Below are 13,933 nucleotides of genomic sequence, written 5' to 3' on the forward strand. Positions count from 1 at the left end.
ATCCTGTTGTTACCATGTCGCAATCATCACGGGGCGGCCCCGGGGTCAAGGAGAGCGTAGAATGAAATGGCAAGGGCGGCGCGGAAGCCGCAACATCGAGGACCGGCGCGGCCGCTCCGCCAGCGTGGGACGGGTCGGCGGTGTGGGCGGCGTCGGCCTTTTGCTGATCGTCGTGATCGGCTGGTTTCTCGGCATCGACATGACGGCTCTGCTCGACCCGGGCGCGCAGTCGACGCCCGGCGGCTACTCCACGAGTCAGCCGCCGTCGGCCGAGGAGGAAGCCGCGGCGCAATTCGTGTCGGTCGTCCTCGCGGACACCGAAGACGTGTGGTCCCAGGTGTTCCAGCAGCAGGTGGGCGAGCCGTACCAGGAGCCTGTCCTCGTGCTGTTCTCCGGTGTCACGCAATCACCCTGCGGCAATGCTTCCGGGGCAACGGGGCCATTTTACTGCCCGCTCGACCAGAAGGCCTACCTCGACACCGCCTTCTTCGCGGAGCTCCGGGACCGGTTCGGCGCCAGCGGTGATTTTGCCGCTGCCTATGTCGTCGCCCACGAGATCGCCCACCATGTCCAGAACCAGCTCGGCATCCTCTCCCAGGCCAATCGCATTCGCGCGCAGGTCGGCCAGGCGGAGTCCAATGCGATTTCGGTGCGCATCGAGTTGCAGGCTGACTGCTTAGCTGGGGTCTGGGCGAGGCAGGCCAACGAGCAACTCGGCTCTCTGGAACGTGGCGACCTGCAGGAGGCGCTGAACGCCGCGCGCGAGATCGGCGACGACACGTTGCAGCGTGACGCCGGACGCGTTCCGCGCCCGCACACATTCACCCACGGCACCTCGGAGCAACGCCAGCGATGGTTCGCGACCGGCTTCGACACCGGCGATGTGCGCAGCTGCGATACATTTTCGCAGGATCAGCTGTGATGCACGCACAAAGCGCGATGCCGTGTTGCCTGCGACTCATGGCTCGCGGCTTTGTGCGGAATAGCCGGTTGCAATCCACGCGATGACAGCCGAATAGGTGAAATTCACCCATCCACGCCAAAATCCAGGGGACTAACCAGCGATGACTGTTCTGATCTGCGGCGCCGGTGTCGCCGGCCTCACTTTAGGTCTGTCGTTGCAACAGGTCGGGGTCCCCTTCCGTATCATCGAGGCGATCGCGGAACTCCGCCCGCTCGGCTTCGGTATCAACCTTCAGCCGCACGCGGTGCGCGAACTCTACGACCTTGGGCTCAAGTCCAAGCTCGACCGCGTCGGCCTTCGCACGGAACGCATCGCCTATTTCAACTCTCGCGGGCAGGAGATCTGGTCAGAGCCGCGCGGGGTCGAGGCGGGCTATCTCTATCCGCAATACTCCATCCACCGCGGCGGGCTGCAGATGATGCTGCACGAAACCCTTTTGGAGCGGTGCGGCCCCTCGGCCATCCTGGCCGGCGCGAAGGTGAGCGAATGGTACGAAACGCCCCGGGGGCTGGAAGTGGTGCTGACGGACCGCAAGTTCGGCTTCGAGCTGGACCGGCTGCGGGGCTCGGTTCTGGTCGCCTGCGACGGCGCCCGCTCCTCGATCCGCAAGACCGTGTTCCCCGATCAGGGCGCGCCGAACTGGCGGCGCACGATGATGTGGCGCGGAGTGTCCCACGGGCCGCGGTTCCTCGGCGGGCGGACGATGACCATCTCGGGCGAAAAAGGCCTGAAGTTCGTCGCCTATCCCATCGGCAACAAGGGGCGTGATCAGAGCTTTATCCACTGGATCGCGGATACGGCCGTGGCCCTTCATCCCGACCAGGACGGGCAGGGCCTCGGCGGCCACGGCAAGATCGAGGACGTCCTGCCGAGCTTCGAGGACTGGCATTTCGACTGGCTGGACGTGCCCGAGCTGATCCGCAGTTCCGAAACGCTCTGGGAATGGCCACTGACCGACCGGGACCCGATGCCGAGCTGGACCGAGGGCCGGATCGCCCTGCTGGGCGACGCGGCGCACTCCATGTATCCCATCGGCTCCAACGGCGCCTCCCAAGGTATTCTGGACGCCCGCGTGATGGCGCGCGAGCTCAGCCAATTGGGCGAGAACGCCCATGCGCTGCAGAGCTACGACGAGATCCGCAGGGAGGCCGTCAACGAGATCATCCTGGCCAACCGAGGCGAGGGCCCTGATGCGGTGCTCGACGCCGTGGCCGAACGTGCGCCCAACGGCTTCGAGGACATCGACGATGTGATGAGCGTTTCCGAGCGGCGGCACTTCTCGGACCATTACAAAGAGGCCACCGGCCTGACGGTGGAAGAGGTCAACGCCCAACCCTCCATTATCGGCCCGATCGGCAAGACCCCGGTGATCGGACCGTCGGGAGACTGAGGGCCGATTTTCGTGCAGTCCCGGCGCGCTTTGGGGCTGGCGCAATTTGGCGGCTGCGGCTAGACAGGCCCCGGTGGCCCGAGTGGCGGAATGGTAGACGCAGCGGATTCAAAATCCGCCGGTAGCGATACCGTGCGAGTTCGAGTCTCGCCTCGGGCACCAAAGCTTTCATTCTCATGCAAATCTGACAACCGACTGCCCTGCCGAAGGCGGGGCTTTGGCGGATATTGCGTTGGCAAGTTGCTATGGCTGGAAGCCTCCGGAAAACCAAAACTGCGCACGAGGCTGTCCTTCCACCAAGTGCATATAGTGCGAGGCGCTATGAAAAACCGTAGGTCGGAGGCCGGGCAAAACATCGCCAAAAGCCCTAGAGTGACGGTGTCGCGATTAGGGGGAAAGTGGCAGTCCGTAGGGGAATCGAACCCCTCTTTCCAGGTTGAAAACCTGGCGTCCTAACCGATAGACGAACGGACCGTGCCGGCTGGTGCGGCGTTTCTTAGAAAACCTCGCCCACCCACGCAAGGGGATTCGGACGATCATTCGAAGAAATCTGACGAGGGCACTAGGGCGGGCGGCCCTCAGGCGGGGGCGGCGTCTTCGAGCCTGAGTTGCGGGCTGCGGCGGCCGTTCCATTCGTTGATTTCCAGCCGCCCCGCGAGGTGGAACCGAGCCCCTCCATGTGACGATAGACGCTCCCCCAGAGGCGTATCGAAACAGCTGAAAGCGATCGCGTCCATACGGGCACCGAGGCCGTCGCCGAAACTCACCTTGAGGTGGTTCTCGCCCACCCGGCGCACATGCAAGATCTCCACGTCGGGGAGCGCGAAACGCGGGGCAGGGGCTGCGGCGCCAAAGGGGCCCGCGGCCTCGATCCGCTCGATCAGCTCGATATTGGCCGCACCGGGCATCAGGAGGCCGTCGAGCGTCAGGTCCCGTGGCCCGCCGGTTCCGGCGCCCTGCTTTTCCAACAGCTCGGAGAGCCGTTCCATCGCGGGTTCCAGCAGGTCTGCGGCGACCGTCAGGCCCGCTGCCATCTTGTGCCCGCCGCCCTTGATTAGCAGCCCCTCCTGCGCGACGCGCTGGATCGACGCGCCAAGGTCCACGCCGCTGATCGACCGTCCGGAGCCCTTCCCCTCGCCGTCGGCCAGACCGATCACCACGGAGGGGCGGTTGGTCGCTTCCTTCATGCGGGAGGCGACGATGCCCACCACGCCGGGGTGCCACCCTTCGCCGGCGGCCCAGACGAGCGGGCCGTCGAGGCCCCGGGCCTCGGCCTGTGCCATAGCTTCCTCGGAAACGCGGGCCTCGATCTCCCGACGCTCGTGGTTGAGCTGATCCAAACGTTCGGCGAGTGCCTGCGCTTCGGCCGGGTCATCGGTGGCAAGAAGGCGCGCACCAAAGTCGGCCTGTCCGATCCGCCCGCCGGCATTGATCCGCGGGCCGAGCATGTAGCCAAGGTGATAGGCGCGCGGCGCCTCCTTCATACCCGCCACATCTGCGAGGGCTCGAAGGCCCGGCCGCTCCCGGCGCGCCATGATTTGCAGGCCGGCACGGACGAGGGCGCGGTTCACTCCGACAAGTGGTGCTACGTCGGCCACTGTCGCCAGCGCAACGAGGTCGAGCAGCGCCATCAGGTCCGGCCCCGCCGAACCACCTTCGCGCATGAGGCGGTTCACCTCCACCAGCAACAGAAAGACGACCGCGGCGGCGCAGAGGTGCGCAAGATCCCCACTCTCGTCCTGTCGGTTGGGATTCACGACGGCAAGGGCGGGGGGAAGGGTCTCGCCGCCCAGGTGATGGTCGAGCACAACGACGTCCGCATCCGTCGCTGCCGCAATCGCCTCATGACTGAGCGTGCCGCAGTCGACGCAGACGATCAGGTCGTGCCGCGCGGCGAGCTGGCGCATGGCTGGCGGGTTGGGGCCGTAGCCTTCATCGATCCGGTCAGGAACATAAAGCGTAGCGCCGCGACCCACCTGTCGCAGCCAGGTCAGAAGCAGCGCGGCGGAGCTGCCGCCGTCCACGTCGTAATCCGCGAAAACCGCGATGCGCTCGCGCCGCTCCACCGCAGCAAGCACACGCGCGGCGGCCGTGCTCATGTCCTTGAGCGTTCGCGGGTCGGGCAGCAACTCGCGCAGGGTAGGCGCGAGGAACGCCTCGCACGTTTCCGCCGTCACGCCGCGGCGGACCAGAGTGTGGCACAGCGGCCCGGGGAGCCGGGTCGCCTGCGCCAATGCTTCCGCAAGGCGGTCCTGTTCGACGCTCGGACCGACCCACATCCGGCCGGTCAGTGAGCGGTCGACGCCGAGGAATGCCGCCATGCCCGCCTTACACCGGGTTGGAATAGGTGATGCGGCGCACCGATCCTGTCTTGGAGCGCATCAGAAGGGTCTCGGTGGTGAACATGTGCGGGCGGCGCTTGACGCCGGGCAGGATGCTGCCGTCGGTCACGCCGGTTGCCGCAAACACCACGTCGCGGGTCACCATCTCGTCCCGATTGTAAATCTTGTCGAGATCTTCGATGCCAGCCTTGCGGGCGCGGGCGATTTCGTCGTCGTTGCGGAACAGGAGCCGGCCGTACATCTGGCCGCCCATGCATTTAAGCGCGGAGGCTGCCAAGACGCCTTCGGGCGCACCGCCGGCTCCCATGTACATGTCGATTCCCGTCAGGTGCGGCTCGGCGCAGTGCATCACACCGGCCACGTCGCCGTCGGTGATCATTCGGATCGCCGCGCCGGTGGAGCGCACCTCGGCGATCAGGTCCTTGTGCCGTTCGCGTTCGAGAATGCAGACGTTGATATCGCGATTTTCACAGCCCTTCGCCCTGGCGAGCGCGCGCACACGTTCGGCCGGCTCCATCTTCAGCGTGACCACGTCTTGCGGATAGCCGGGGCCGATCGCAAGCTTGTCCATGTAGACGTCGGGTGCGTGCAGGAGCGAGCCGCGGGGGCCCATGGCGACCACGCAGAGCGCGTTCGGCATGTCGAGCGCGGTGAGGGTCGTGCCTTCGAGCGGGTCCAGCGCGATGTCGACCTCGGGGCCGACGCCCTCGCCGACTTCTTCGCCGATGTAGAGCATGGGCGCTTCGTCCCGCTCGCCTTCGCCGATCACCACGACGCCGCGGATTTCCAGCATGTTGAGCTGGTCGCGCATGGCATTCACCGCCGCTTGGTCGGCCGCCTTTTCGTCACCGTGGCCGATCAGGTGGGCCGAAGCCATGGCTGCCGCCTCCGATACACGGGCGAGGGCGAGCGAGAGCATACGGTCATGAAATTCGGGCGGGTGATGCATTTGTGTGGTCCTGCGTAATAAAACGGATGTTCAGCTTCGGGCGTATCTGTGCCCGTGGCGTCGGCGCAAGCGCTGATAGCGCTATAGCGGCAAACCGCCTCGCATATGCGTCAACTTTTCCTCTGGCGCACGCCGGCACGACGTTTTTCGAGCGGGCGAGGTGCACAGATGGCAAAATCAGACGTCTTCTATCCGGATCGCCACGGGCTCGCCTTGAACCACGCCAGTCCCGGGCAAAGCCGCGAGTGCAGTGTCGAGCGCGTCGCGCCCGGTTCTGTGGGTGACGATCACCACAGGTGCGGCCGTGGCGTCATGTTGCGTCTGGCGCATTCGGTCGATGCTGATTCCGGCATCGCCCAGAACGGTCGCGACCTTGGCCATCGCGCCCGGTTTGTCGGTCAGCAGCATCCGCAGGTAATAGGGTGCAGGCGCCGAGGTGCGTGCCGGAATGGCCTTCTCCAAGTGTTTGGCCGGCTGGCCGAATGTGGTGAGACGGGTGCCGCGGGCGATCTCCACGATGTCGCTCATCACCGCGCTGGCGGTTGGGCCTTCGCCCGCGCCCGCGCCGCGCAGCACGATCTGGCCGGCGGCGTCGCCTTCCAGCACGACCATGTTCGTGCCGCCCTGGAGTTGGCCCAGGGGGCTATCCGCGGGAACGAGGCAGGGCGACATGCGCTGCTCCAGCCCGCGGCCGGTCATCTGCGCGACGCCGAGAAGCTTGATCTTGAAACCCATGCGGGCGGCGGTGTGGATGTCCTCGATGGAGATTCGCTGAATGCCTTCGAGTTCGACCGCATGGAAGTCGACCTGCGTGCCATAGGCGATGGCCGAGAGCAGCGCGAGTTTGTGCCCGGCGTCGATCCCGCCCACGTCGAGGGTCGGGTCCGCCTCCAGATAACCGAGCTGGTTGGCCTCCTCGAACACCTGTTCGTAAGGCAGGCCGGAATCCTCCATCCGCGTCAGGATGTAGTTGCAGGTGCCGTTCATCACGCCCATGACGCGCGTCACTTCGTTGCCGGCAAGCCCTTCGGTCAGGGCCTTGACGACGGGGATGCCCCCAGCGACGGCCGCCTCGAAACGGATGACGTGGCCGCGCTCCTCGGCCAGTTCGGCCAGCTCCTGTCCGTGAAGGGCGAGCATTGCCTTGTTTGCGGTGACGACGTCCTTGCCCGCGGTCAGCGCGGCCTCGGCGGCGGCCTTGGCCGACCCATCGGCCCCGCCGATGAGCTCCACGAACACGTCCACGTCCTCGCGGGTTGCGAGTTTTACCGGATCGTCCTCCCAGGCGTAGCCGGTCAGGGAGACGCCGCGATCCTTGTCGCGGGTGCGCGCGGATACTGCGGTGATCTGGATCGGCCGCCCAGTGCGGGCCGCCAGGAGGTTTGCCTTTTGCCGAACGATTTTCACCACGCCCGTGCCGACGGTGCCGAGCCCTGCGATGCCGAGGCGGAGGGGGGTGGTCATGGTCGAGTCTCCGGTGGTTTCAGGCGTGCAAAACGGCCGCCGGGGTCCGGCGGTGCGGCGTGCATTACCGCGTTCCGGGCTCCGGTGCAACGCGACCGGTTTCGGCGCGCAGGCGGCCGTGCGCGGCTTCGATCTCTGCCAGCTCCGCCGGATCGATGACCGGACCGGCCAGGGCCGTGGATCGCGCCTGCAGGGTGGCGGCGCGCGATTGCAGCGATGATCGCGTGGTCGTGTCGACCGATCCGGTCGCTGCCGCCGAGATCAAGGGTCGGTTGTCGACTAGCACGGGCTCCGGCGCTGCCTTGCCTTCCTCCGTGATTGCCTTGTCCAACTCTGGAAAGCGGGCGCACCCCGTCAGCGACAGGGCGACCAGCAGAAGGAGGGCGGAACGGTAATTCGTTGTCATGACAAGTCCGGATGCCAGATTGGCCGCACCCTAACGGCGCGGCCTACCGGAGAGCAACCGTCACGCAAGCCGGGCGGGCACGCCTGCAGCAGGAAGCGGTCCGTGCCAGTCCGCCCCGGCATGAAACAGAGCCGGGGCGGATGCATCATTTAATGTTGGGACCGTATGAAGGTTCCGTTGCGCAACTCGCGGAAGGCTGTCTCCAGCTCGGCGCGCGTGTTCATCACGATCGGGCCGTGCCAGGCGACCGGCTCCTGGATCGGGGCGCCGGAGATCAGCAGGAAGCGCACGCCTTCCGGCCCGGCCTGTACGGTCACTTCGTCGCCGGTGCCGAAGCGGACGAGCGTCCGGTTGCCGGACATGTCGCGAATATTCACTTCCTGCCCCGCGACCTCCTTTTCGAGCAGCACGCCGGTGGGTTGCGATGCGTCGGCAAAGGCTCCAGCCCCCTCGAAGATATAGGCGAAGGCGCGCCGGTACGTGTCGACCGGGAAGGTCTTCTTCACGCCCGCGGGGACGAATATGTCGAGGAACTGCGGATCGGCGGCGATGCCGTCGACGGGGCCGGTCTTGCCCCAGAACGAGCCGACCACCACGCGAACCCGCGTGCCGTCGTCATCGAGGACCTCCGGGATCTCCCCGCCCTGAACGTCCTGGTACCTCGGCGCGGTCATCTTGAGCGACGACGGCAAGTTGGCCCAGAGCTGGAAGCCGTGCATCTGCCCCTTCGCATTCCCCTGAGGCATCTCCTGGTGCAGGATGCCCGATCCGGCGGTCATCCACTGCACGTCGCCGGAGCCGAGACGGCCGGTGTTGCCCAGGCTGTCGGAATGCTCCACCGTGCCGCTCAGCACATAGGTCACGGTCTCGATGCCCCGGTGGGGGTGCCAGGGAAAGCCCGAGGCAAAATCCTCCGGCCGGTCGTTGCGGAAATCGTCCAGCAACAGGAACGGGTCGGTCTGGCCCGCATCCCCGAAACCGAACGCGCGATGCAGGTGAACGCCCGCGCCTTCAAGCGTGGGCCGAGCCTGGCTCATATGGTCGACTGGTCTGATAGACATGGGTGCGTCTCCTTTGACCCCAAGGTAGGGGTTTGCCGGCGTTCCAACAATCCGTGCGCCTGAGCATGGGCACTCAGAGACTGTGCGAATTTGTTGCGATCACGTCGGCGGGAGGCGCAATGGTGCCTTTTTCAATCGTTGTTGAAGCAATCGTCGAAGGAGCCGTCTCCCTTGTCCCACTTGATCTGACCGGTGACGCCGCGTGGCCTGGTGAAGATTTCGTTTTTAAACACACGCGGCCCCATGCCGATGTTGAACAGTGGGGTATAGGCCATGAAGGTTTCCGTGACGATTGTTTGATCGCCCTTTGCAAAATACGGAATGCGATCTTCCATTTTGGCGATGTCAGTGTCTTCGAGAGGCGGGCGGCCCGCCGTCCCCGTCGACCAGCAGACGGCGAGTTCGCGGGAGTCGGACGAGGTGCAGTCCTTAGTGCATTCGACGATCGATAGGCGCAGTTGCGTGGGGTGCGCTCCGTTGGTCAGGAACTGGTACACACTGTGCAGTCCCTCGAAATAGTCCTGGTCGATTCCGTTCTGTTCGCGGCTTACCATATCGGAGATCGCGTAGATTGCGCTCAGATTGGTGTACTGTGTTCGGAAGGCGTCGAACCACACCACGCCAGCAATATATACGAAACACAGGATAGGAAGGATGATCACGGTTTCGACCGACAACGATCCGTCCGACTGCGACCGGAAAGCGCGTACGGTCGACGCAATGCGGGAAAGCGACAGGAGAGGAGAGCGGACAGTCATGATCCTGGCTCGTTCACGAATGCCGCAGTGCTGACGAGTGCGTAGTGGTCTTTCCCGACCCGTGGCAGCATCGCGCCGATCCCCGCAAGCGGAAACATCGGGCTTTGGAGCGCGCAAACCCGGATGACCATCATTTCGTTCTGGACGCCCGGCTTGAAGTTTCGCGGCGGGTTTACCTCAGCATTTCTGTCGACGCAGCCCGCCCCCTGAGGAAGTGGACCCCAAGTGTCGGTCTCAACAGGGTTGAGGGCGATGAGCATGTTCCGTTCGCAGTCGGGGAGAATGGTGGCGAATTCGCATATCATCTTTTTCATAGCTTCATGGACCTCGAGTTGCTTGGCCGGGTCATCTTCGGGGATATCCCATTGACCCAGCCGGAGCGTCCGTACGGTTTCGTCCGTGCCGCGATCCAGCATGACCTGTCGGACCATCAAGAGCCCAATCTCGAAGGTCGAGGTGAAGAGCAGGATGAAGAATGGAAAGAGGATTACGAATTCGATCGTGGCATTCGCTCTCTCGCTACGGAGGAAACGCGAACGTTTTAACCGCCTGAACACGGCAACTACGGCTTGCAACGGCTTCATTGCGTCAACCTCAATTGGTTGATCTGGCGCGCGATGGAGGCGAACGCCGACGAGATGTCCAAGCTACGGACGTCATAGAAGAAACTCGGTGAGGACGCACATTCGGAGAGCGTCTTGTCGCCTTGGCCGTAGGTGTCCATTCCGATGGTGAAAACGAGAATGCCCGCATTCTTCGCCGATCTGCAGATATCCTGAGTGCGGTCGTTCTTGGTCGTGTTCCGCGTCGTCTTCACGATCTGATCGAAATAACTGCCTGCATTGCCGCCGAGCGCGCCTTCTTTCAGATGCCTGGCAAAGTCGATAACGCGCATCTCCTGCCAAACTTCGCTCCATGACAGCCTTTCAGCGTTGTCTCCGGCATCAGAATGCCAGTCGGAGTCGAAATGATACCAATAGTTGTGGTTGCCTGATCGATTCTCATCGTAGTAGACGTAAGTTTCCACCGTTTTCGGCTCGTGCTTATCCTTATCCTTACCTTTGCCTTTACCTTTGCCCTTTCCTTTCCCTTTTCCGTTGCCGGGCCCGCCGGGATCCGGCCTGTCATCGGACTCAGATAAGCTGGACCAAAAGATCGGAGACTCTCCGCTCCGGTATTGATCGGCGACATCCCAGCTCGTGGTGTTCTCTCCGTCGGACATGATCACGAGTATTTTCATGGTGTTGTCCCGGGTGTAGTCGAACGGTTGTCCCCGAAGTTCCTCGTCCACGACGCCCGCGTCCGCGAGTGCCGTCAGAACGTCACGGGAGCTCGGGTCCAGCAGGGCTGCACCCCATTTGGCCCCGATTTCAATTGACGTATTGCCTTCGGCATACATTCGATCGATGCGCTGTTTCAGATAATCGGCATCGACAGACCATGGCGTTATGTGTCGGTCTGTGGCATCGGCCGGCGGGCAGTTGATCCGAAGATAGTAGTCCTGTGGGTCCCAGGTGTTACGGTAGTCCTCGGACCAGTCAAAATAGGCCGTTTGCCGATATTCCGGAAATTTTTCCAGCCGCGTCGTGGTGTAGTCATCCTCCGTGAAGGTCAGGCAGTAAGAATTGTCGTGATCCGCCGTCGTGTTGATCGCGGCGAAAAGATCCCGGCCAGCGCTAACCTGAGTCGCGAATGGAATGATCGAGACTGCCGTTTTTCCGTTGCTGGCCTCGTCGTCGCGCACCACGGCGTCGATGAATTCTTTCGCTGCGGGTTTCAAAAGGCGCAGGCGTCGGTCGTTGTAGTTTCCCATAGAGCCCGAGTTATCCAACACGAGCGAAATTTCTATGTCGGCAACCGATTCCATCGCAGCGCCAGCGACCGGCACGGTGAGCTCGTCAATGCCGATGATCCTCAGGAAGAAAGTTTTGACGTCCGCTTCCGCCCGTCCGGCGACCGCTCGATAATTGAATCCCTTGTCCACGTTGACTGACTTGAGTGTTCCGGAAAGGCCAGCTTTCTTGAAGCTGTCGTTCATGACGTCGCGCGGTTCGAGGCTCTGCTCCAGGTCTGTGGACGCAAGAGTGGCGGTGTCCATGGTATTTTGTAATCTGATGCGCATATTTTCGGATTGCGCCGTGTCCACTGCGAGCCCGATTGCCAGCAACATTCCAATGATAAGGAAGAGGGACAGGATGATCATTCCGCCGTCTTCGGTCTGAAGGGCCGTCATCAAGCGGCTCTTTAGGCGTTTGGTCACTTTGGACGTGCTGATACCACGCTTTGTAAGAAAAGCATTCACTCTGCAAAACATTACTGACTCCATGCAGCCTGCAAACCCGCAGGCTTCGCCAATTGTCACTGTGGGGTTTCTCGTGGGCGACTTTGTTCTTAGGTGGGCGCAATCGGGGAATCTGTATCACAATTTTTAATAATCGGACGGATCAGGGCGGTTCCTGGCGGTCGTTCGTGCCATGCACGCACGTGGGCCGCGTGCGCGTCATTTTACGTAGGGATAGTGCGTGTCATCGTCGTCATAAGGCGCTAGGGTCTGCGGACGAGTGCAGGCGTGGAACCGGCGGGAGAAGCGGTGCCGATTCTGCCGCAGGGAGGACATCGAGATGAAACAAAACCGAGAACCGACGTTCCGCGAATCCGTCGATCTCATGTTCAACCGCGCAGTCTCTGCGATGGATCTTCCACCCGGGCTCGAAGAAAAGATCCGTGTTTGCAACGCCACCTATACGGTTCGATTCGGTGTACGGCTGCGCGGCGGAATCCAGACGTTCACCGGATATCGGTCGGTTCACTCGGAGCACATGGAGCCGGTCAAGGGTGGGATCCGTTTTGCTCTGGCCGTGACCCAGGACGAGGTGGAGGCGCTGGCCGCCCTCATGACCTATAAGTGCGCACTTGTGGAGGCGCCATTCGGCGGCTCCAAGGGCGGGCTCTGCATCGATCCGCGGGAGTACGAGGAGCACGAACTGGAGCGGATCACCCGCCGGTTCGCCTATGAACTGGCCAAGAGGGACCTCATCAACCCAAGCCAGAACGTGCCGGCGCCCGACATGGGCACCGGGGAGCGCGAGATGGCCTGGATCGCCGACCAGTACCGCCGCATGAACACGACCGACATCAATGCTTATGCCTGCGTGACCGGCAAGCCCATCCACTCCGGCGGCATCCACGGCCGCGTGGAGGCGACGGGGCGCGGCGTGCAATACGCGCTTCAGGAGTTCTTCCGGCACCCGGAAGACGTGGCGACGGCAAACCTTGCGGGCAGTCTGGAGGGCAAGCGGATCGTCGTCCAAGGCTTGGGCAACGTGGGATACCACGCGGCGAAATTCCTCAGCGAGGAGGACGGCGCCCGGATCACGGCCATCGTGGAGCGCGACGGCGCAATCGTGGACGACAACGGGCTGGACGTGGAAGCGGTGCGGAACTGGATCGGCACGCACGGCGGTGTGGAGGGCTATGCGGACGGCACCTATGTGCCCGATGGCGGCAGCGTGCTGGAGAAGGAATGCGATATTCTCATCCCGGCCGCGCTGGAGGGAGTCATCACCACGAGCAACGCAGACCGTCTGAACGCGCGGCTGATCATCGAAGCGGCCAACGGGCCGGTTACCGCGGGCGCCGACGAGATCCTCCGCCAGAAAGGCGTGGTCATCATACCAGACCTTTACGCCAACGCCGGCGGTGTGACGGTGTCCTACTTCGAATGGGTCAAGAACCTCAGCCACATCCGCTTTGGACGGATGCAGCGGCGGCAGGAGGAGGCACGGCATCGCCTGTTGGTGAACGAGCTGGAGCGCCTGGATCGGTATCTGGGGGACTCCTGGACGATGACGCCGACCTTCAAGGACCGGTATCTCAAAGGGGCGGACGAACTTGAGCTTGTGCGGTCGGGCCTCGATGACACGATGCGGATCGCCTACCAATCCATGCGCGAGGTTTGGCATGGGCGCGATGACATCAGTGACCTGCGCACGGCCGCCTATCTGGTGGCAATCCAGCGGGTCGCTCTCAGTTATCGCGAAAAGGGCCTCTGAGGGCTCCCGCCCGTCGTCAGCGCATCTGCAGATGCGCCTCCTCCCGTTGGGCCGGGATCGCGGGTGCCGCGCGCAGCGATTTTTCGGCCGAATAAATCATGCCCCCGGCAGGCGAAGCGCTACCGCTCTTTCAGGTAGTGACCGGATACATAGCCCTGCAAACCGCGAACCTCCCGGAGCGAAACCTTGCACCACGGCGTTCCGCCGATGCGGTCGCACCCGTGGTTGCGCAAAATCGCGCCGTTGGGCAGCCCGACGATCACCCGGTATCCGGTGCCCGGGCCGCTTCGAAGCTTCAACATTTCGTCTCCAGTCAAACCCGAAACCTCGACGGTTCCGGTCGCGGCGGCTGGGCTGGCGATAGCCGCAAGGGCGCAGACGGCCGCAAGGGCCACGATTGATCGCGTTGCCTGCAACATGAAATTTCTCCTGCTCGGTCTTCTTTGTCGTGATCCTAGCATGGGCGTCGGATGAGGGGCAGGGGCCATGGCGCCGACGGATTTGCACAGACCACGTCGGAAGTGACTGGGGCTTATGCCCGCGACGC

Annotated in this window: 12 protein-coding genes and 2 tRNA genes; 4 read left to right on the forward strand and 10 right to left on the reverse strand. The window is 63.4% G+C overall.

The genetic code is table 11. The features are described 5' to 3' along the window. Positions 1-61 precede the first annotated feature (61 nt). From ypfJ to BM075_RS11575, 3 genes are all read left to right on the forward strand, one after another. Entirely contained in the window at positions 62-922 is an 861-nt protein-coding gene (gene ypfJ, locus BM075_RS11565) for a KPN_02809 family neutral zinc metallopeptidase (RefSeq protein WP_093360848.1), read from the forward strand. 142 nt (positions 923-1,064) lie between these two features. Then, positions 1,065-2,354 (forward strand): flavin-dependent oxidoreductase, encoded by a 1,290-nt coding sequence (locus BM075_RS11570; RefSeq protein ID WP_093360849.1) that lies wholly within the window; start codon positions 1,065-1,067, stop codon positions 2,352-2,354. A gap of 76 nt (positions 2,355-2,430) precedes the next feature. Further along, a tRNA-Leu gene (locus BM075_RS11575) sits at positions 2,431-2,516 on the forward strand. Between the two features lie 237 nt (positions 2,517-2,753). Here the strand turns inward: BM075_RS11575 and BM075_RS11580 are convergent. The 9 genes from BM075_RS11580 to BM075_RS11620 all read right to left on the reverse strand — a co-directional run bounded on the left by BM075_RS11580 (position 2,754) and on the right by BM075_RS11620 (position 11,567). Then, a tRNA-Glu gene (locus BM075_RS11580) sits at positions 2,754-2,828 on the reverse strand. 104 nt (positions 2,829-2,932) lie between these two features. Beyond that, positions 2,933-4,675, reverse strand: a complete 1,743-nt coding sequence (recJ, locus tag BM075_RS11585) for a single-stranded-DNA-specific exonuclease RecJ (protein ID WP_093360850.1) — start codon at positions 4,673-4,675, stop codon at positions 2,933-2,935. A gap of 7 nt (positions 4,676-4,682) precedes the next feature. Beyond that, on the reverse strand, positions 4,683-5,645 hold the full coding sequence (gene glpX, locus BM075_RS11590; protein ID WP_093360851.1) for a class II fructose-bisphosphatase: 963 nt from the start codon (positions 5,643-5,645) through the stop codon (positions 4,683-4,685). Between the two features lie 177 nt (positions 5,646-5,822). Beyond that, positions 5,823-7,109 carry a homoserine dehydrogenase gene (locus tag BM075_RS11595; RefSeq protein ID WP_093360852.1) on the reverse strand — a complete coding sequence of 429 codons (1,287 nt, stop codon included), beginning with the start codon at positions 7,107-7,109 and terminating at the stop codon, positions 5,823-5,825. Between the two features lie 64 nt (positions 7,110-7,173). Beyond that, positions 7,174-7,515: a hypothetical protein gene (locus BM075_RS11600; RefSeq protein ID WP_093360853.1), complete on the reverse strand. Its 342-nt coding sequence runs from the start codon at positions 7,513-7,515 to the stop codon at positions 7,174-7,176. Between the two features lie 149 nt (positions 7,516-7,664). Next, complete coding sequence (locus BM075_RS11605) at positions 7,665-8,576, reverse strand: pirin family protein (protein WP_093360854.1); 912 nt, start codon at positions 8,574-8,576, stop codon at positions 7,665-7,667. A gap of 131 nt (positions 8,577-8,707) precedes the next feature. Next, complete coding sequence (locus tag BM075_RS11610; protein WP_143089864.1) at positions 8,708-9,253, reverse strand: TadE/TadG family type IV pilus assembly protein; 546 nt, start codon at positions 9,251-9,253, stop codon at positions 8,708-8,710. Between the two features lie 77 nt (positions 9,254-9,330). Beyond that, positions 9,331-9,918, reverse strand: a complete 588-nt coding sequence (locus BM075_RS11615; RefSeq protein ID WP_093360856.1) for a TadE/TadG family type IV pilus assembly protein — start codon at positions 9,916-9,918, stop codon at positions 9,331-9,333. Further along, positions 9,915-11,567, reverse strand: a complete 1,653-nt coding sequence (locus BM075_RS11620; protein ID WP_177208319.1) for a Tad domain-containing protein — start codon at positions 11,565-11,567, stop codon at positions 9,915-9,917. The genes BM075_RS11615 and BM075_RS11620 overlap by 4 nt, the downstream gene beginning before the upstream one ends. Positions 11,568-11,955: 388 nt before the next feature. Here BM075_RS11620 and BM075_RS11625 point away from each other — a divergent pair, with 388 nt between their 5' ends. Continuing rightward, complete coding sequence (locus tag BM075_RS11625; RefSeq protein ID WP_093360858.1) at positions 11,956-13,386, forward strand: Glu/Leu/Phe/Val family dehydrogenase; 1,431 nt, start codon at positions 11,956-11,958, stop codon at positions 13,384-13,386. 119 nt (positions 13,387-13,505) lie between these two features. On the opposite strand, the gene BM075_RS11630 is transcribed toward BM075_RS11625, so the two are convergent. Beyond that, positions 13,506-13,805 carry an SH3 domain-containing protein gene (locus tag BM075_RS11630; protein ID WP_093360859.1) on the reverse strand — a complete coding sequence of 100 codons (300 nt, stop codon included), beginning with the start codon at positions 13,803-13,805 and terminating at the stop codon, positions 13,506-13,508. Positions 13,806-13,933 lie beyond the last annotated feature (128 nt).

It is taken from the genome of Tropicimonas isoalkanivorans (genome assembly GCF_900112335.1).
Classification (GTDB): Bacteria; Pseudomonadota; Alphaproteobacteria; order Rhodobacterales; family Rhodobacteraceae; genus Tropicimonas; species Tropicimonas isoalkanivorans.